Here is a 17605-nt window from a genome sequence, read left to right as displayed (position 1 = left end):
CCGCGTCCTCAGTCGAGGTAGCCGCGCAACTGGTCGGCGAAGGCGTGGTCGCGCAGCTTGTTGAGGGTCTTGGACTCGATCTGCCGGATGCGCTCACGGGTGACGCCGAAGATCCGGCCGATCTCCTCCAGGGTGCGCGGGCGCCCGTCGGCCAGGCCGTAGCGCAGCTGGACGACCTTGCGCTCGCGCTCGCCGAGGGTGGACAGCACCGCCTCCAGGTGCTCGCGCAGCAGCAGGAAGGACGCGGACTCCACGGGCGAGGCGGCGTCGCCGTCCTCGATGAGGTCGCCGAGGGCGACGTCCTCCTCCTCGCCCACCGGGGCGTGCAGGCTCACCGGTTCCTGCGCCAGGCGCAGCACCTCGCTCACCCGCTCCGGGGAGATCTCCAGGTGGGCGCCCACCTCCTCGGTGGTGGGCTCGTAACCGCGTTCCTGCAGCAGGCGGCGCTGGACTCGGACGACGCGGTTGATCAGCTCCACGACGTGCACCGGGACCCGGATCGTGCGGGCCTGGTCGGCCAGGGCGCGGCTCATGGCCTGGCGGATCCACCAGGTCGCGTAGGTCGAGAACTTGTAGCCCCGGGCGTAGTCGAACTTCTCCACGGCGCGGATCAGCCCGAGGTTGCCCTCCTGCACCAGGTCCAGCATCGTCAGACCGCGGCCCACGTAGCGCTTGGCGACGGAGACGACCAGGCGCAGATTGGCCTCGATCAGGCGGCGCTTGGCCATCCGGCCGAGCACGACCAGCCGGTCGAGGTCGACGGCGAGCCGTGAGTCGGGGTCCTGGGTGCCGTTCAGCTTCTCCTCGGCGAAGAGGCCCGCCTCGACGCGCCGGGCGAGCTCGACCTCCTCCTCGGCGGTGAGCAGCGGAATCCGGCCGATCTCGCGCAGGTACTGGCGGAACAGGTCGGCGGACGGGCCGGCGACCTCGTCGGCGGCCCGCCGTACCGGTCCCGGGTCGGGATCGGACTCGGGGTCGGGGTCGGAGCCCGCCTCGGCCGCGGCCTCGGCGCGCGCCTGCGCCTCCGCCTCGTCGGGTTCCCCGGCCGGTTCCTCGGGGTGCACGGCCGCGTGGTTCTGCTCCGGCACGCGCTCCAGCAGGTCGTCGGCAGGGGCCGCCGGGGGCCTCAGGGTCTGGATGTGCACGGGAGCGACCTCCACGGTGAGCGCAGCCACGGGCTCGGAGACGCGCGCCGCCGGAACGGTCACGGCGCCCTCGCCGCGGCCCGTCCGGGAGTTCGCCGTCAGCGGTACCGCGGTGGCGTCACCATCGACACCGCTCGGCAGTCCGCGCTCCGAGGACTCTTGCACCGCCCCCAGTGTGGCGTACGGCACACCGTGCCCACGAGGGTCGTGCGCCGCTTTTTTGTGACGGAGGGCAACCCCCTCGTCACGCCCGTGTTCCCGTCCGTTCCCGTCCGTTCCCGTCCGTCCACGGGCCGTACGGCCCCGCGCGGCCCGGCTCAGAGGGCGGCGGCGCCCTGTTCGCGCAGGCGCTGGCCGTACTGCTGCAGCGCCCACAGCTCGCCCTGGACGGCCGAGAGCTGGGCCTCGTCCGCGCGGGGGCCGAGGCGGGCGAGGGAGGCGCGGACCTCGGCGACGCGGCGGTCGACCGCGAGCAGGCGGACCCGGACGAGGACCTCGCCCGCGTAGATGTCGGGGGCCTTGTGCATCACGGCCTCGACGGCGAGTTCCGTCACCATGCTGCGGACGGTGTCGTCCGGCGCGACGTCCCGGACGCGGGCCAGGTACCCGGCGTCGGCGGACTCCGCGCCGCCCGCCTCGGTGATGGCGCGGCGCACGGCGACGTACGGCGGGGCGGTGAACTCGTCCTCCCCGTAGGCGTCGAAGACCGGGGAGACCAGCCCGGGGTGCTGCAGGGCCAGCTTGAGCAGCTCGCGCTCGACGCGGTGCGCCGGGCTGCGCAGGTCCAGCCGGGGGCCGCTCGGCACGGGAGGACCGGCGGGAGCCCCCTGGTGCCCCTGCGGCGGGCCGTTGCGGGGCCCCTGGCCCGGGCCCGACGGGCCGCCGGACTGGCGGCGTTCGCGCTGCCAGCGGGCGAGCTGGGCGACCCGGCGCACCACGAACTGCGAGTCGAGGATGCCGAGCATGCCGGCGAGCTGCACCGCGTACTCGTGCTGGATGGCGGCGTTCTTGATGCCGGCCACGATGGGCGCGCCGGCCTCCAGCGCGGAGGCCCGGCCCTCGGCGGTGTCGAGGTTGTAGCGGGCGACGACCGACCGCAGCGCGAAGGCGAACAGGGGCGTGCGGGTGTCCACCAGCCGCTGCACGGCCGCGTCGCCCTCCGCCAGGCGCAGATCGCACGGGTCCATGCCGCCGGGGGTGATGGCGATGGAGGTCTCGGCGGCGAACTTCTGGTCGTCCTCGAAGGCGCGCAGGGCGGCCTTCTGGCCGGCCGCGTCGCCGTCGAAGGTGAAGACGACCTCGGCGTTGGAGTTGTCCATCAGCAGCCGGCGCAGGATCTTGATGTGATCGCCGCCGAAGGCGGTGCCGCAGGTCGCGATGGCGGTGGTGACACCCGCGAGGTGGCACGCCATGACGTCGGTGTACCCCTCGACGACGACGGCCCGGCTGGTGCGGGCGATCTCCTTCTTCGCCAGGTCGATGCCGTACAGCACCTGCGACTTCTTGTAGATCGGCGTCTCGGGGGTGTTGAGGTACTTCGGGCCCTGGTCGTCCTCGCGCAGCTTGCGCGCGCCGAAGCCGATCACCTCGCCGGTGATGTCGCGGATCGGCCAGATCAGCCGGCCGCGGAAGCGGTCGATGGCACCGCCGCGGCGGCTCTCGCTGGCCAGCCCGGAGACGATCAGTTCGCGATCGGTGAAGCCCTTGCCGCGCAGGAAGCGGACCAGGTGGTCCCAGCCCGCCGGGGCGTAGCCGACGCCGAAGTGCTCGGCCGCGGCCTGGTCGAAGCCCCGCTCGGCGAGGAACTTCCGGCCGATCTCGGCCTCGGCGCCGCCCAGCTGCTCGACGTAGAACTGCGCGGCCACCTTGTGGGCCTCGATCAGCCGGATCCGCTCGCCCTGCTGGCGGCCCGGGGTGTAGCCGCCCTCCTCGTACCGCAGTGTGATGCCCGCCACGGCGGCGAGCCTCTCCACGGCCTCGGAGAAGGACAGGTGGTCGACCTTCATCACGAAGTCGAGGGTGTCGCCGCCCTCCTGGCAGCCGAAGCAGTGGTAGAGCCCCTTGCTCGGGCTGACGTGGAAGGAGGGGGACTTCTCGTCGTGGAAGGGGCACAGGCCCTTCAGATTGCCGCCGCCCGCGTTCCTGAGCTGAAGGTACTCGGACACGACGGCGTCGATCGGGACCGCGTCCCGCACCGTCTTGACGTCCTCGTCCCTGATCCGCCCAGCCACAAAAGGATTCTACGGCGCGGCCCGCGGAAGGTCAGACCAGCTTGGCGACGAAGAGGAAGTGCGGCCCGGCCGGCTCCAGCACGAACTCCTCCCCCACCACCATGAAGCCCTGCCCCTCCCAGAAGCCGCGGGCCGAGGTGCGGCCGTTGCACCACACCAGCTCGGCCCCGCGCTGCCGGGCCTGCTCCAGCGCCGCGTGCAGCAGCGCCGCCCCGTAGCCGCGGCCGCGGACCTCGGGGGCGGTGGCCATGCCGCGGATCCGGTACGCGATCGCGGTGTCGCCGGGCAGTTGCTCCGGGAAGAACGTGACGCACGCCACGACCTCTTCGCCGCCGTCGCCGCCGTCGCCGCCGTCGCCGTAGGCCGCCATGTGGAAGGCGAGCGGGTGACCGTCCTCCAGGAAGATCGCCGACTCCCGCGGGAGCCCTGGCCGCAGGACCCTCCAGCGCAGATCGAAGATGTCCTCGACGGGTACGACGGCGGTCCTGGGCTCCATGGCAGCCATGCTAGGTGGTCACCACCGCGCTCACTCCAGCAGGGAGGCCAGCGGCACCGTGGGGTCGGCCAGGGCGTCGGTGTCGACCCTGCGGCCCGAACGGATCAGCTTCTGGACGGTGTCGGTCACGTCCCACACGTTGACGTTCATCCCGGCCAGCACCCGGCCCTCGCGCAGCCAGAAGGCGATGAACTGCCGCTTGCCCATGTCGCCCCGGGCCAGCACCTGGTCGTAGGTGCCGGGGGCGGCGTGCCCGGAGAACTCCATGCCCAGGTCGTACTGGTCGGTGAAGAAGTACGGCACCCGGTCGTACAGGACGTCCTTGCCCAGCATGGCGCGCGCCGCCACGGGCCCGCTGTTGAGCGCGTTCGCCCAGTGCTCGACCCGCAACCGGCCGCCCAGCAGGGGGTGTTCGGCGTTGGCGACGTCGCCGGCGGCGAAGACGTCCGGGTCGGAGGTGCGCAGGGAGGCGTCCACCGCGATGCCGCCGCCGGCGGCCCGGTCGGCGAGGACGAGCCCGGCGGCCTCGGCGAGCGCGGTGCGCGGGGCGGCGCCGATCGCGGCGAGCACTTGGTGGGCGGGGTGCTCCTCGCCGTCGTCGGTGAGCACCGACATCACCATGCCGTCCTGGCCGGTGATCTCGGTGAGCCGCGCGCCGAAGTGGAAGCGCACACCGTGCTCGCGGTGCAGGTCGGCGAAGACCTCGCCGAGTTCCGGGCCGAGGACGGAGTGCAGCGGGCACGGCTGCGGCTCGACGACCGTGACCTCGACGCCGTAGCCGCGGGCGGCCGCCGCCACCTCCAGGCCGATCCAGCCCGCTCCCGCGATGACCAGGTGGCCGTTCTCGCGGCCGAGCGAGGTCAGCACGTTCTTCAGCCGCTCGGCGTGCGCGAGGCGGCGCAGGTGGTGCACCCCGACCAGGTCGGTGCCGGGGATGTCCAGCCGGCGCGGCTCGGCGCCGGTGGTCAGCAGCAGCCGGTCGTACGGGATGGAGGTGCCGTCGCCCAGGGTGATCCGCCGGGCGGCCCGGTCCAGGCCGGTGACCGGCTGGCCCAGGTGGAGTTCGACGTCGTGCTCGGCGTACCAGGCGGCGGGATGGACGAAGACCGAGTCGCGCTCCTCGTTGCCCAGCAGGAAGCCCTTGGAGAGCGCGGGTCGCTCGTAGGGGTGGTCGCGTTCGTCCCCGATCAGTATCACGCGGCCGGTGAAGCCCTCGGAGCGCAGCGTCTCCGCCGCTTTCGCCCCGGCGAGCCCCGCCCCGACGATGACGAATGTGTGGTCTGCGTCCACCACTGTGCGCCTCCCTGGTGTCCTCGGGTGCCCCGCGGCCCTCCCTCTGGCAATTGCCAGTCATGTGAGCGTCCCGCACCCCGGCGCCGACGTGAAGAGTGCCGCGCCGACCGGGAACGGGGGCGGCGCGGCGCACGGGGGCGGGCGGGAGCCCGCCGGGGGCTCACCGGGAGGCGCTGAGCCGGGCGTGCAGGGCGGTCGCGGCGGCGTCGGTCAGCGAGGCGATCTGGTCGACGACGGCCCGCTGCCGGGCCCGGTCGTCCTTGGCCGCGTCGAAGATGCCGCGGAACTGCGGGTCCAGCCCCTCCGGCGCCCGGGCCAGCAGGGCCTCGGCGAGCTCCCCGATGACCACCCGCTGCTGGGCGCGCCGCCGCTCCTGCGCCTCGCGCTGCATGACGTACCGGTCGGCGACCGCCTTCAGGACGGCGCACTCCAGCCGCTGGTCGCGCGGGACGACCAGCTGGGCGCGGTGGCGGGTGAGCCGGCCGGTGCCGTAGGCGTCCCGGGTGGCGCGCTCCGCGGCCAGGCAGAAACGGCCGATCAGCTGCGAGGTGGCGTCCTTCAGCCGGGCCTGGGCGATCGCGGAGCCGTCGTAGCCGTGCGGCCACCACTCCATGTCCAGCAGCCGGTCCAGTGCCTCGGCGAGCTCGTCCTCGGCCGCCCCGGGGGCGTAGCGTCCGGCGGCGACGGCGAAGATCTCGCGGCGCTCGGGCTCGGCGAGCAGCACCGCCGGGTCCAGGTGGCCGGCGTGCAGCCCGTCCTCCACGTCGTGGACGGAGTACGCCACGTCGTCGGCCCAGTCCATGACCTGCGCCTCGAAGCACTGCCCGTACGGGCGGTCGGCGGGGGCGGTGCGGCGCAGCCACTCGAAGACCGGCAGGTCGTCCTCGTACACGCCGAACTTCGGGCTGGCGGGGTCGGTGGGGTGGCCGCCGCGGGGCCACGGGTACTTCGTCGCCGCGTCCAGCGCCGCCCGGGTCAGGTTGAGGCCGACGCTGACCAGGGTGCCGTCGTCGGCGTGGGCGAACCGCTTCGGCTCCAGCCGGGTCAGGATGCGCAGGCTCTGGGCGTTGCCCTCGAAGCCGCCGCAGCCCGCCGCGACCTCGGCGAGCACCATCTCGCCGTTGTGGCCGAAGGGCGGATGGCCGATGTCGTGGGCCAGGCAGGCGGTCTCCACCAGGTCCGGGTCGCAGCCGAGGGCCGCCCCGAGCTCCCGGCCGACCTGGGCGCACTCCAGGCTGTGCGTCAGACGCGTCCGCGGGCTGCTGTTGATCGCCCGGGCGTCGTCGACCGGGTCCACCACCTGCGTCTTCCCGGCCAGCCTGCGCAGTCCCGCGGAGTGCAGCATGCGGGCCCGGTCCCGCTGGAAGGACGTGCGGCCGGGCCGCTTGTCGGGCTCGGGCACATAGCGTTCGGTGTCGGCTTCGCTGTAGGGGGCGTGGTCGGCCGCCGCGGGGTGGTTCGCGTCCATACCGCGACGTTAGCGGGCGCGACCGGATACCGGTGGCTACGCGGTGGCCGGCTGCGCCGCGGCGGCGGAACCGGCCGTGCCGGCCAGCGCCCGGTCGTAGCGGTGCAGCACCAGCGCCGCCATCGCCGGATGCGCGCCGAGCGGTGCGGCGGCGATCCACGGCGCCGCGGCGGCCGTCGCCGTCGCGAAGCGGCCCGGAGCGGCGAAGCAGGACGCCACCGCGACCCGGTCCCGGCCCTCGGCCGCCAGCCGGCGCACCGCCGTGGCGACGTCCGGCCCCGCCGACGCGTACCCGGGCACCACCGGGACGTCACCGCCCAGCCGCGCCCGCAGCAGGGCCGCCGTCGCCTGCGTGTCGCGGGCCGACCGCGGGTTCCGGGACCCGGCGGCGGCCAGTACGACCCCGGCGCTCCGGGCGGCCCGCCCGGAGCCGGTGCGCCAGCCCGCCTCGGCCAGCCGGTCGTACAGCGCCTCCGCGAGCAGCGGGTGCGGCCCGAGCGGTGCCGCGACCCGTCCGCGCAGGTGCGGGGCCCGGGCCAGCGCCCCGGGGACGTCCCGTGCGACGTGGTGGCCGCGGGTCAGCATCAGCGGCACCAGGACCACCTCGCCGGTCAGGGCGGCGAGGGCGTCGTCGAGCGGCGGCTTGTCGATCTCGATGTGGCCCAGCCGCACGGGCAGCCCCGGGCGCAGGTCCCTGATCCGGTCCAGCAGGGCGTGCGCGGTGCGCAGCGCCTCCGGGTCCCGGCTGCCGTGCGCGACGGCGACCAGCACCGGGGGGCGCGGGGGCACGGAGCGCAGCGTCACCCGGGAGAGCCGGGTGCTGAGCTGCGCGGTGATCCGGGACATGAGCTGTGCCGTGCTGTCGAAGTGGTCCGGTCCTGGCGCGCCGTGCGGCGCGGGCTGCTCGGCCGTCATGCACCGAGTGTCGCGAGCGTGGGTTGCCGGGCCGTTGCACCGGCGTCACGACTGGTTTCCGCCGCTTCACACGTCGTGCGCGCCGGTGTGAGGGCGTACCCGGGTCAGCGGTGCTTCCAGTCGCCCCCGGCGATGGGGCGGCCCTTCTCGCGCAGGTCCCGCTCGTGGTCGGCGGCCGCCAGGTACACCCAGGCGGGCAGCGTCTGCCCGGAGTAGGTGCGCACGTCGCGGACGACCCGCTCGTACAGGTTCCCGGGCGCCCCGGGGCTGTACTCCTCCAGGCGGTCGAGGTCGGAGAGCACCTCCTGGTACAGGTCCTCGGCCGGATGGATCACGTCGCCGTGGACGCGGCCGCGCTCGTCGGCCACGGCGTACGGGTAGCCCGGGCCGTCGAAGAGCAGCGCGCCGTGCAGCACCGCGGGCGTCTCGGACGTCGTCCGGCCCCGCAGCAGCCAGGAGTGGTTGATCTCGCCGGGCCGCAGGGTCCCGTACACGAAGAACGGGAGGCGGGAATGGTCGTCACGCATCAACTTCATGGAACCGCACGGACGTGCGGGACGTCGACTCGGACGTGGAACGAAGCCTGAACCGGAAGACGCCGGGATCGCGGGTGGCGGCCGTCGTACGGCGGCTGCCGGGTCTGCGGCGGCCGCCGCGGCTGCCGGGTCTGCCGCGGCTTCCGCGCTCCAGGCGGGGGTGGCGGCACCTGCTGTGGACCGCCGTGGCGCTGGGCGTGCTGGCGCTGCTGCCCGCGATGTGGCTCCAGGTCACGGCGGGCGACCGGGTCCGCACGGTCGCGGACGCCCCCGCGGAGCCCGTCGCCGTCGTCTTCGGCGCGGGCCTGTGGAACGGCGAGCCCTCCCCCTACCTGGCCCACCGCCTCGACGCGGCCGCCGAACTGTGGGCGGCGGGCAAGGTGCGGGCGGTCCTCGTCACGGGCGACAACAGCCGCACCGACTACGACGAGCCCACCGCGATGCGCGACTACCTGGCCGCGCACGGGGTGCCCCGGGACAAGGTCGTCCTCGACTACGCCGGCTTCGACACGTGGGACTCCTGCGCCCGGGCCCGACGCGTCTTCGGCGTCGACCGGGCGCTGCTGGTGAGCCAGGGCTTCCACATACGGCGGGCGCTGGCGCTGTGCGAGGCCGCCGGGATCGAGGCGTACGGGGTCGGGGTCGACGAGCGGCACGACGCCACCTGGTACTACGGCGGCACGCGAGAGGTTGCGGGAGCCGTGAAGGCCGCCTTCGACGCGGCGTTCACCCCCGACCCCCGTTTCCTCGGCCCGCGTGAGGGCGGGGTTCGGCGCGCCCTGGGGTGAGGTTCCTTCCCAGGGGGGGTACCGGTTCTGTGCGCGGTGCGGTGCCCCTTGCGGCCGGTGGTTGGGTGCGGGTGCGTTGCGCCTGCGGCGGGCTATCCCCCGCCCTCCCGCCCGATTACCCGGCGCGGTCAGTGCGGGTCCCGCACCGTGTGCCTGGGTCGTGGCCGCGCCGGCGCACTCCCCCAGCCTTCGGCCGGGGGGACCCCCAGAACGCTCGCGGTTTACCCCCACATCATTCCGCGCCGCACTTAACCGCTCGTCGTTTCCGGGCGCACCCCGCCACACCCCCTCCGGTTGTTGGGGCGCATGACGGCCGGTGGGGGGATGGAGGTGGTCCAGGGCGCCCCGAACCGCTTTCTGCCCCAACGGCCCCACGGCTTGAGCTCAGAGGCATCGGATACGCACCCATCATCGCGTGCACGTTCGCGACTGCCCACGTTTGCGGTATCGCCGGATCAGTAGGGTTTGGTTTCTCAACCTTCAAGGGCGCACATAACAACAACATCGCAGGTGACAATGCGTAGAGAACTGGGACCGCTAGAACACGCCGGAGCTTACTGGGTCATCGGAGATCCTTCGGGGGAACATCTGGAGCTGAAGCCAGAAGGGATAGCCCATTGGTCGGATGGCACCGAGCAGCAGCTCATCGCCTGGTCGCGGCTCATGAACTTCGGCCTGGAAACTCAACCTGGCAAAATAGCGAGCTCAAAGGGTCTCGAGCGGACAGCCAGAATTCTGGCACATCTGTCGGGGGTTCCATATGCGGCCAGCGGTGGCGCCCGGGTCGGCGCGACATTGCGAAACCCATACGAAGACTGGGGCGCCGATTTCGATCATCACTCCCGAAGGTATCCGCGTCACCACATCAAACTGGTGGACGAGTTCCTGAAGCAGGTCATCGCAAGAAACAAGGCAAATCATCTCGGCGATCCCGACTGGATGTCGGCAGCTGTCGACAAGTTGAGTCAAATTCCCAAATCTGCGGCTCGATCTCGAAAGTCTGCCATCGAAGAGATTCTCGATAGCCTTAGTTAGGCGCATCAAGGGAGTAGAGAACGCACCGGGTCCACCGCTCGTCGCCCCCGGCCTTCGGCCAGGGGGAGCAACCCGCCATGCACCTGCCCCTTGCGCGGGCGCGTGTTGTCCAGGGGGTGCGTCAGACGGGTACGGCGCCCCGGACTGCCTTCTGACACCCCACCGGCCGTTGGTCGCCCGACGATACGGAGGGGGCGGGGGAGTTGGGGGCACCCCCGGCCGAAGGCTGGGGGAGGGTGGGCGTTCTGGACGCTGACGTGTATTTGTTGTGCGGCATCGCGGGGCCGGACCTGGACCGCCCGCCATGCACATAAATATGCGGTACAGAATGCCCAGCCCCGGAGGCCCCGACCCCGGCCCACCACGCACGCGCGCAGCCCCGCACCAACCATCCGGGTGGGGGTCCCCCCGGCCGAAGGCTGGGGGAGGGAGGGCGGGTGGGCAACCCCCCACGCCAACCACGACGCACCCGCACCCACCCACCGGCGCATCGCCTCACACCCCGCACAGCCCCGCAGGGAGCGCACCGTGCGCCCGCCGTAACCCCCACGCGCGCGACGCGAAACACCGGCGCCGCATCGTGGACGGCATGAGCGCGAGCGCAGGCGGAACCGTCGACACCCACTGCCCCTACTGCGCCCTGCAGTGCGGAATGGGCCTCCGCCCCGCCGCCGGGGACGGGGGCGTCCCGGACGTTGTGGAGCGGGACTTCCCCGTGAACAAGGGCGCCCTGTGCGGCAAGGGACGTACCGCGCCCGCCGTGCTGTCCCCCCAGGCGCGCCTGACCGGGCCCCTGGTCAGGAACCGCGCCTCCGGGCTGCTGGAGCCGGCCCCCTGGGCGGACGCCCTGGACCGGGTCGCGGAGGGCCTGCTCCGGGTGCGGGCCGCCCACGGCCCCGACGCCGTCGGCGTCTTCGGCGGCGGGGGGCTGACGAACGAGAAGGCGTACGCCCTGGGCAAGTTCGCCCGCGTCGTGCTGCGGACCTCCCAGATCGACTACAACGGCCGCTTCTGCATGTCCTCCGCCGCGGCCGCGCACTCCAGGGCCTTCGGGCTGGACCGGGGCCTGCCGTTCCCGCTGGCGGACATCCCGCGGACCGGCTGCGTGATCCTGGTCGGCTCGAACCTCGCCGAGACGATGCCGCCCGCGCTGCGCTACTTCACGGAGCTGAAGGAGAACGGCGGCCGCCTGATCGTCGTGGACCCGCGCCGTACGCGCACCGCCGAGCACGCCGACCTGCACCTGCAGCCGCGCCCCGGCACCGACCTCGCCCTCGCCCTGGGCCTGCTGCACCTGGTGGTCGCGGAGGGCCGCGTGGACGAGGAGTTCGTCGCGGAGCGGACGACCGGCTGGCCGGAGGCGCGCGCCGCGGCGATGACGCTCTGGCCCGAGCTGGTCGAGCGGATCACGGGGGTGCCGGTGCCGATGCTCCGTGAGGCGGTGGAGATGTTCTGCGGCGTGCCGGAGGCGATGGTGCTGACCGCGCGGGGCCCGGAGCAGCAGTCGAAGGGCACGGACACCGTGAGCGCGTGGATCAACCTGTGCCTGGCGACGGGCCGCGCGGGGCGGCCGCTGTCGGGGTACGGCTGCCTCACGGGGCAGGGCAACGGCCAGGGCGGCCGGGAGCACGGCCAGAAGGCCGACCAGCTGCCGGGCTACCGCAGGCTCGACGACCCGGCGGCCCGCGCCCACGTGGCCGGGGTGTGGGGGGTCGACCCGGACGACCTGCCGGGACCGGGGCGCAGCGCGTACGAGCTGCTGGACGCGCTGGGCCGGGATGTGCGGGGCCTGCTGCTGATGGGCTCCAACCCGGTGGTCTCCGCGCCGCGGGCGGCGCACGTCACGGAGCGCATCGCGGCGCTGGACTTCCTCGCCGTGTGCGACGTGGTGCTGTCGGAGACGGCGGCGATGGCCGACGTGGTGCTGCCGGTGACGCAGTGGGCCGAGGAGACGGGCACCACGACGAACCTGGAGGGCAGGGTGCTGCTGCGGCGCAGGGCGGTGGACCCGCCGGAGGGCGTGCGCAGCGACCTGTACGTGCTGAACGGGCTGGCCGCGCGGCTGGGCCGGGAGAAGGGCTTCCCGGCAGACCCGGAGGAGGTCTTCGACGAGCTGCGCCGCGCGTCGGCGGGCGGGCCCGCGGACTACTCGGGGATCACCTACCGCCGGATCGAGGCGGAGGACGGCGTGTTCTGGCCGTGCCCGGAGCCGGCGGCCGGGCGGGCAGCCGCGCACCCGGGTACGCCCCGGCTGTTCCTCGACCGGTTCGCGACGCCGGACGGCCGGGCCAGGTTCGTGCCGGTGCTGCACCGCCCGGCGGCGGAGGAGCCGGACGGGGACTTCCCGCTGTACCTGACGACCGGCCGGGTGCTGGCGCAGTACCAGTCGGGCGCCCAGACGCGGCGGGTGGCGGAGCTGAACGCCGCCGCGCCCGGTCCCTTCGTGCAGCTCCACCCGCGTCTGGCCGAGCGCATCGGTGTCGCCGACGGCGACCCGGTCGCCGTCACGTCCCGCCGGGGCCGCGCGGTGGCGCCGGCCCGGGTGGACCGCGCCATCCGTCCGGACACGGTCTTCATGCCCTTCCACTGGGCGGGCGAGGGCCGGGCCAACACCCTCACCAATCCGGCGCTCGACCCGACGTCCCGCATGCCGGAGTTCAAGGTGTGCGCGGTCCGCGTCGAGCGGGCGGAACCACGGGCCGTCGACGTCTGATATCACTGTTGATATACTGGCATCCCACCTGATATCAACAGGGAGGCCGCCATGGCACGCACGGTCATCGATCTGGACGACGCGATGCTCGCCCTCGCCCAGCGGCAGCTCGGCACCAAGACGAAGCGCGAGACGATCAACCTGGCCCTGTCGATAGCGGCCGGGACGAGCGCCGACGACCGAGCCCGCGGTCTCGCATGGCTCCAGGAGCACGCCGAGGACGTCCTGGACTTCGACCACCTGGCGGAGCAGGAGCGCGGCGGCCGATGAGCTACCTCGCCGACACCTCCGCGGTGTGGCGCCTGTTGCGGCGGCAGATCCCCGAGCCGTGGCCCACGCATGTGGCCCGGGGTCTGGTCGCCATGTGCCCGCCGGTCGAAGCCGAGTTGATGACCGGTGTGCGCACCGATCGGGAGTACGAGCCCTTTCTCTCCGTACTGCGCCGGACCTTCGGCTGGTGCCCGGCTCTCGACGATCCCTGGCGCCGGATCCACGCCGTGCAGCGTGATCTGATCGCCATCGGGCACCACAGGGGACCGTCGCCCATCGACATCCTCATCGCGCTGACCGCCGAGGCCCACGGTCTGACCCTGATCCACGCCGATCAGGACTTCGCGTCGGTGGCCAAGGTCCGGCCCGGCATCCCCATGATCAGGGTCGACCGGCCGTGACCGGCGGCCGCTCCGGGCTCACAGCGGGGCCGGTCCGGCGCTGAGGGCACTGTTCCCCGGGGGAAACGGCGGGGATCCGGCCGGGTAACAGCGGCACCGCAGGCTCGTGCCATGAGGATGGTGGTGGTCGGCGGCGGAATGGCGGGGGCGCGCCTCGCGCAGCGTCTGGCGCCCTCCGGGGCGGACGTCACGGTGGTCGGCGAGGAGCGGCACGCCCCGTACAACCGGGTGCTGCTCGCGGAGGTGCTGGCGGGCCGGTATGCGCCGGAGGCGGTCGCCCTGCCGGGAGTGCCCGGCGCGGTGGTGCGCAGGGGTGTCCGGGTGGTGCGGATCGACCGCGGCGAGCGGGCCGTGGTCTGTGACGACGGCGGCGTGCTGCGGTACGACCGGCTGGTGCTGGCGACCGGCTCCAATCCGGTGCTTCCGCCGCTGCGCGGGCTGTTCGCGGAGGACGGCGGCTCCTTCCCCGAGGGGGTGCACGCCTTCCGGACGATGGACGACTGCCTGGCGCTCTCGGCGGCGGTGCGCCCCGGGGCCCGCGCGGTGGTCGTCGGCGGCGGGCTGCTCGGGGTGTCGGCGGCGCGGGCGCTGGCGGCGCGCGGGGCGCAGGTGGTGGTCGCCACCCAGGGCGAGCACCTGATGGAACGCCATCTCGACGATTCATCGGCCGAGTTGCTGCGCGCGCACCTGGAGGGGCTGGGGGTCGAGGTGCACACCCAGTGCCGGGTGCGCGGTCTGCTGACCCGCGACGCGGACGGCGGCGCGGAGCCCTCGCGGCAGCTGCGGCCGGCCCTGTCCCGCGGGGCGGGCGGCGAGGGCCGCACGGCACGTCCCGTCGTCACCGCGGTCGAACTCGCCGACGGCTACCGCCTGGACACCGACCTGGTCGTGCTGGCCTGCGGCGTCCGGCCGCGCGTCGGGCTCGCCCAGGCGGCGGGGCTGGCGGTCGCCAAGGGGGTGGTGGTGGACGACGCGCTGCGCACCTCGGACCCGTCGGTCCACGCCATCGGCGACTGCGCCCAGCACGCCGGTGTCGTCTACGGTCTCGCGGGCCCGGCCACCGAGCAGGCGGACGCGCTGGCGGACGTCCTGACGGCCGGCCCGGCGCCGCGGTACGGCGGCACCCGTTCACTGACCCGGCTCACCCTCAACGGCCCGGCGGCCCTGGACATCGCCTCCTTCGGCGAGACCACCCCCGCCCCGGGCGACGACGTGCTCCGGCTCGCCGACGCCACGCGCGGCGCGTACCGGAAGGTCGTGCTGCGCGGTGACCGCCTCGTCGGCGGCATCCTCCTCGGCGACCTCGGCACCGTGGGCACCCTCGCCCGCACCTGGGAGGGCGACGAGCCACTGCCCTCTCCCCCGCTCCACCTGCTCACCGACAACGGAGGGTCCTGACATGACCACGCCCACCATTGTGCTCGTCGGCCACGGGATGGTCGGACAGCGGTTCCTGGAGGCGCTGGCCGACCGGGGCCTGACCTCCCGCGCGCGGGTGGTGGTGCTCTGCGAGGAGCCCCGCCTGGCGTACGACCGCGTGCACCTCAGCTCGTACTTCGCCGGCACCGGCCCCGAGGCGCTCTCCCTGGTGGAGGCCGGCTTCATGGCGGAGCACGGCATCGAACTGCACCTGGGCGACCCGGCGGTGGCCGTCGACCGGGAGGCCAGGACCGTCACCGCCCGCTCCGGCCTCACCGTCGGCTACGACACCCTGGTGCTCGCCACCGGCTCGTACCCCTTCGTACCGCCGGTCCCCGGCAGGGACGCGGGCGGCTGCTTCGTCTACCGCACCATCGAGGACCTGCTGGCGATCGAGGAGTACGCGATGACCTCCCGCACCGGCGCGGTCGTCGGCGGCGGGCTCCTCGGGCTGGAGGCGGCCGGCGCCCTCAAGGGGCTCGGACTGGACACGCACGTCGTGGAGTTCGCCCCCCGGCTGATGCCGGTACAGGTCGACGAGGGCGGCGGCGAGGCGCTGCGGCGCACCGTCGAGGAGATGGGCGTGACCGTCCACACGGGAGTGGGCACGCAGGAGATCCTCACGGCCGGCGACGGCTCGGTCCGGGCCATGGCGCTGTCGGACGGCTCGTCCCTCGAGACCGACCTGGTGGTCTTCTCCGCGGGCGTACGGCCGCGCGACCAGCTCGCCCGTGAGTGCGGACTGCCGGTCGGCGAGCGCGGCGGCATCGTGGTCGACGCGGCCTGCCGCACCGAGGACCCGCACGTCTACGCGATCGGCGAGTGCGCCCTGGCCTCGGACGGCCGGGTGTACGGCCTGGTGGCGCCGGGCTACGAGATGGCGGAGACCGCGGCGAAGGCCATCGCCGGCCAGGAGGGCTCCTTCACCGGCGCCGACACCTCCACCAAGCTGAAGCTGCTCGGCGTGGACGTGGCCTCCTTCGGCGACGCGCACGGCGCGACCGCGGGCTGCCTCGACGTGGTCTACTCCGACTCCCGCTCCGGGGTCTACAAGAAGCTGGTCGTCTCACGGGACGGCGTGCTGCTGGGCGGCATCCTCGTCGGCGACGCGGAGCAGTACGGCATGCTGCGCCCGCTCACCGGCTCGGTGCCGCCGGTCCCCGCGGAGCATCTGGTGCTCCCGGCGGGCGCGGGCGCCCCCGTGGCGCTGGGCCCGTCCGCGCTGCCGGACGAGGCGGTGATCTGCTCCTGCCACAACGTCACCAAGGGCACGATCCGCGGCGCGGTCACCGAGCACGGCTGCGCGACCGTCCCCGAGGTGAAGAAGTGCACCAGGGCCGGGACCGGCTGCGGCAGTTGCGTGAAGGTGCTGGGCCAACTGGTCACCGCCGAGCTGGAGGCCTCCGGCGTCGAGGTCGACAAGGGGCTGTGCGGCTGCTTCGCCCACACCCGCCAGGAGCTCTTCGAGATCGTGCGGGCGCTGCGGATCACCGGTTTCCGCGAGCTGCTCGACCGGCACGGCCGCGAGGGCGCCCGCGGGGGCGACGGCTGCGAGGTCTGCAAGCCGGCCGTCGGCTCGATCATCGCCTCGCTCGCCCCGTCGATCGGCGCCTCCGGCTACGTGCTGGACGGCGAGCAGGCCGCGCTTCAGGACACCAACGACCACTTCCTGGCCAACCTGCAGCGCAACGGCTCGTACTCGATCGTGCCCCGCATCCCCGGCGGCGAGATCACCCCGGAGAAGCTGATCGTGATCGGCGAGGTGGCCCGCGACTTCGGCCTCTACACCAAGATCACCGGGGGGCAGCGGATCGACCTGTTCGGCGCCCGGGTCGACCAGCTCCCGGTGATCTGGGCCCGGCTGGTGGAGGCCGGCTTCGAGTCCGGGCACGCGTACGGCAAGGCGCTGCGCACCGTGAAGTCCTGCGTCGGGCAGACCTGGTGCCGCTACGGCGTGCAGGACAGCGTCCGCATGGCCATCGACCTGGAGCTGCGCTACCGGGGCCTGCGCTCCCCGCACAAGCTCAAGTCCGCCGTCTCCGGCTGCCAGCGCGAGTGCGCGGAGGCGCGGAGCAAGGACTTCGGCGTCATCGCCACCGTGGGCGGCTGGAACCTCTACGTCGGCGGCAACGGCGGCGCCACCCCGCGCCACGCGGACCTGCTCGCCCAGGACCTGAGCGACGCCGAACTGGTGCGGCTGATCGACCGCTTCCTGATGTTCTACATCCGCACCGCCGACCGCCTGGAGCGCACGTCCGCCTGGCTGGAGCGGATCGAGGGCGGGCTCGGCCACGTACGGGACGTCGTCGTCCACGACTCGCTCGGCATCTGCGAGGAGCTGGAGCGGCAGATGGCCGGCCATGTCGCCGGCTACCGCGACGAGTGGGCCGAGACGCTGGACGACCCGGAGCGGCTGCGGCGCTTCGTCTCCTTCGTCAACGCGCCCGGCGTGCCCGACCCCTCCGTGCGCTTCGTCCCCGAGCGGGACCAGGTCAAGCCCGACCTCGGCCTGCTCGCCGGCCCCGTGCTCGCCGTCCGCACCCTCGAAGGGACCACCACCGCATGAACGTCGAAGTCCTCCTCCCCGGCACCGCCGACTGGTTCGCCGTCTGCGACCACGACGCCCTCACCCCCGGCCGCGGCGTCGCCGCCCTCCTCCCCGACGGCCGGCAGGCGGCCCTGTTCACCGACCGGCACGGGCGCGCGTACGCCATCGACAACCGCGACCCCTTCACGGGCGCCTACGTCCTGTCCCGCGGCCTGATCGGCTCCACCGCCGAGGGCCGGGCCTTCGTCGCCTCCCCGCTGCTCAAGCAGCGCTTCGACCTCGAGAACGGCCGCTGCCTCGACGACGAGGCGGTCTCGGTCCCGGCCTTCCCCGTGCGGATGCGGTGA

The 17605-nt window shown here is 73.7% G+C and carries 15 protein-coding genes; 8 read left to right on the top strand and 7 right to left on the bottom strand.

Going from position 1 to position 17605, the window contains the following annotated elements; genetic code table 11:
- Positions 1-8 precede the first annotated feature (8 nt).
- The 7 genes from CHF15_RS00335 to CHF15_RS00305 form a co-directional block, all read right to left on the bottom strand.
- Positions 9-1310, bottom strand: a complete 1302-nt coding sequence (locus tag CHF15_RS00335) for an RNA polymerase sigma factor (RefSeq protein WP_245938606.1) — start codon at positions 1308-1310, stop codon at positions 9-11.
- A gap of 152 nt (positions 1311-1462) precedes the next feature.
- On the bottom strand, positions 1463-3376 hold the full coding sequence (dnaG, locus tag CHF15_RS00330; RefSeq protein WP_089221536.1) for a DNA primase: 1914 nt from the start codon (positions 3374-3376) through the stop codon (positions 1463-1465).
- A gap of 31 nt (positions 3377-3407) precedes the next feature.
- Entirely contained in the window at positions 3408-3872 is a 465-nt protein-coding gene (locus CHF15_RS00325; protein ID WP_089221535.1) for a GNAT family N-acetyltransferase, read from the bottom strand.
- Positions 3873-3902: 30 nt separating this feature from the next.
- Entirely contained in the window at positions 3903-5165 is a 1263-nt protein-coding gene (locus CHF15_RS00320) for an NAD(P)/FAD-dependent oxidoreductase (protein ID WP_089221534.1), read from the bottom strand.
- 160 nt (positions 5166-5325) lie between these two features.
- Positions 5326-6633, bottom strand: coding sequence for a deoxyguanosinetriphosphate triphosphohydrolase (locus CHF15_RS00315; RefSeq protein ID WP_089221533.1), 1308 nt, complete (start codon positions 6631-6633; stop codon positions 5326-5328).
- A 36-nt stretch (positions 6634-6669) separates the two neighbouring features.
- Positions 6670-7548 (bottom strand): sirohydrochlorin chelatase, encoded by an 879-nt coding sequence (locus CHF15_RS00310; protein ID WP_089221532.1) that lies wholly within the window; start codon positions 7546-7548, stop codon positions 6670-6672.
- Positions 7549-7652: 104 nt separating this feature from the next.
- Positions 7653-8075: a gamma-glutamylcyclotransferase family protein gene (locus tag CHF15_RS00305; RefSeq protein ID WP_089221531.1), complete on the bottom strand. Its 423-nt coding sequence runs from the start codon at positions 8073-8075 to the stop codon at positions 7653-7655.
- Between the two features lie 104 nt (positions 8076-8179).
- Between CHF15_RS00305 and CHF15_RS00300 the strand changes: the two genes are divergently transcribed.
- From CHF15_RS00300 to nirD, 8 genes are all read left to right on the top strand, one after another.
- On the top strand, positions 8180-8872 hold the full coding sequence (locus tag CHF15_RS00300) for a SanA/YdcF family protein (RefSeq protein WP_410169615.1): 693 nt from the start codon (positions 8180-8182) through the stop codon (positions 8870-8872).
- A gap of 516 nt (positions 8873-9388) precedes the next feature.
- On the top strand, positions 9389-9907 hold the full coding sequence (locus tag CHF15_RS44290; RefSeq protein ID WP_143681499.1) for a hypothetical protein: 519 nt from the start codon (positions 9389-9391) through the stop codon (positions 9905-9907).
- A 589-nt stretch (positions 9908-10496) separates the two neighbouring features.
- The gene (locus CHF15_RS00295) at positions 10497-12620 is read left to right on the top strand and encodes a molybdopterin oxidoreductase family protein (RefSeq protein ID WP_089222139.1); all 2124 of its coding nucleotides are present in this window, start codon (positions 10497-10499) and stop codon (positions 12618-12620) included.
- Between the two features lie 51 nt (positions 12621-12671).
- The gene (locus tag CHF15_RS00290) at positions 12672-12890 is read left to right on the top strand and encodes a type II toxin-antitoxin system VapB family antitoxin (protein WP_089221530.1); all 219 of its coding nucleotides are present in this window, start codon (positions 12672-12674) and stop codon (positions 12888-12890) included.
- Entirely contained in the window at positions 12887-13291 is a 405-nt protein-coding gene (locus CHF15_RS00285) for a PIN domain-containing protein (RefSeq protein WP_089221529.1), read from the top strand. Before CHF15_RS00290 ends, CHF15_RS00285 begins: the two co-directional genes overlap by 4 nt.
- A gap of 117 nt (positions 13292-13408) precedes the next feature.
- Positions 13409-14689: an NAD(P)/FAD-dependent oxidoreductase gene (locus CHF15_RS00280; protein WP_089221528.1), complete on the top strand. Its 1281-nt coding sequence runs from the start codon at positions 13409-13411 to the stop codon at positions 14687-14689.
- 1 nt (position 14690) lies between these two features.
- Complete coding sequence (nirB, locus tag CHF15_RS00275; RefSeq protein WP_089221527.1) at positions 14691-17276, top strand: nitrite reductase large subunit NirB; 2586 nt, start codon at positions 14691-14693, stop codon at positions 17274-17276.
- A complete protein-coding gene (gene nirD, locus CHF15_RS00270; RefSeq protein WP_089221526.1) occupies positions 17273-17605 on the top strand; it encodes a nitrite reductase small subunit NirD in 333 nt (110 codons plus the stop codon). Before nirB ends, nirD begins: the two co-directional genes overlap by 4 nt.

Source organism: Actinacidiphila glaucinigra (genome assembly GCF_900188405.1).
GTDB classification, from domain to species: Bacteria; Actinomycetota; Actinomycetes; order Streptomycetales; family Streptomycetaceae; genus Actinacidiphila; species Actinacidiphila glaucinigra.
Note: the sequence above shows the minus strand (reverse complement) of the source record. Positions and strands in the feature narration are given on the sequence as shown.